Genomic DNA, 1,301 nt, shown 5'->3' with positions numbered 1-1,301 from the left:
TGAAGTGACCCCTGTCAAGTAGACAGTATTCAAAAAACACAACTAAGCAACCTGAGTTCTATATTTATATGGACTCAGGTTATTTAGTTTCTTTTGGAACCTTTGGTGATTATAAAAGTGTATATATTTGCGCACAGCAAACTTAACCTCATCAGCTGTGCGGAAAGAGTATAAATGAAAACACTCTGACTTAAAGTGACTGAAGAAGCTTTCTATACAAGCATTGTCCCAACAGTTTCCCTTTCTGGACATACTAGCCTTCATCTGATATTTTTTGAGTAGTTGATTATATTGACGAGATGTGTACTGGAACCCCTGATCACTATGCAGGAGAATCCCTTTCACGTTTCGTTTTTTTCTTGCTTTTTTAAGTGTGTCTAGTACTAGTTTTAGGTCATTTCTACGGCTAATTTCATAGGCAACAATTTCATTGTTGTATAGGTCTTTAATAGCGGATAAGTACAATCTCTGTCCATTGAAAATCAAATAGGTAATATCTGTTACCCATTTTTCGTTTGGTTTGGAAGCTTGAAAATCCCTGTTCAGATGGTTATCTGAAATCACATAAGCTTCTTTCTTCCCGTAATAAGGTCGTTTTCTCCTAATAATAGCTTTGATACCTAGTTCACCCATCAACCTTTGTATACGTTTGTGATTAAAATGAAGGTTATAAGTGGCTTTCAGCCAAACTTGTACTCTCCTGTATCCATAAATCCCTTTAAGTTTTTTATGACACTCCAATATCTTCTTTTTTATTTCGGTATCTTCCAATTGTTTTTCAGAAGGCGTCAACTGTCGCTTAATCCATTTGTAGTACCCACCTCTAGTTACTCCAGCGATATCACATAGAATGGTAACTGCATAACCTTTTTCTGATAGCCCTTTGATGGCTTCAAACTTCCTCGTTTTTGGTACAGATTCCACTCCTCCTTTTACATCCCTAAGAGCTTTTTTAACATTGCATTCTCCGCTTCTAATCGTTTCATTTTAGCTTCTGGATCTTCTGGATTGTTTTTTGGTCTACCTATACCTGGACCTTTCGTTTTACCACGTTTTTCTTCTAGTCCTTTGATACCTTCAGCTTCAAAGTGTTTCACCCAACGTCTTACTACCGAGTGATCAATTCCTAATTCTTTAGCAACCGTTTTGTATCCCATTCCTTCTTTCAAGTATAAATTTACTGCTTTTTTCTTAAATTCTATATCATAAGTTACTCTAATTTTGCCCATAGAAAAATCCCCTCCATAGTAAACAGATTAATGTGCTTTCTTTTTACTGTCTACTATAAGGGGATCATATCA

2 protein-coding genes are annotated in these 1,301 nt (G+C 35.9%); both read right to left on the bottom strand.

What is annotated here, in order from left to right; translation table 11 throughout:
- Positions 1-42 precede the first annotated feature (42 nt).
- Positions 43-924, bottom strand: coding sequence for an IS3 family transposase (locus tag MR167_RS31445; protein WP_000446736.1), 882 nt, complete (start codon positions 922-924; stop codon positions 43-45).
- 8 nt (positions 925-932) lie between these two features.
- Positions 933-1,229 (bottom strand): transposase, encoded by a 297-nt coding sequence (locus MR167_RS31440; protein WP_000516529.1) that lies wholly within the window; start codon positions 1,227-1,229, stop codon positions 933-935.
- Between the last annotated feature and the right edge of the window lie 72 nt (positions 1,230-1,301).

Source organism: Bacillus cereus group sp. BfR-BA-01355 (assembly GCF_022663675.1).
In the GTDB taxonomy this organism is placed as follows: Bacteria; Bacillota; Bacilli; order Bacillales; family Bacillaceae_G; genus Bacillus_A; species Bacillus_A thuringiensis_S.
The sequence above is the reverse complement of the archived record's forward strand: the minus strand, read 5'-3'. Positions and strand labels throughout refer to the sequence as shown.

Bases quoted from the DNA above. Each gene is read 5' to 3' on its own strand.
- MR167_RS31440 (WP_000516529.1), bottom strand. From the start codon at position 1,229: ATGGGCAAAATTAGAGTAACTTATGATATAGAATTTAAGAAAAAAGCA.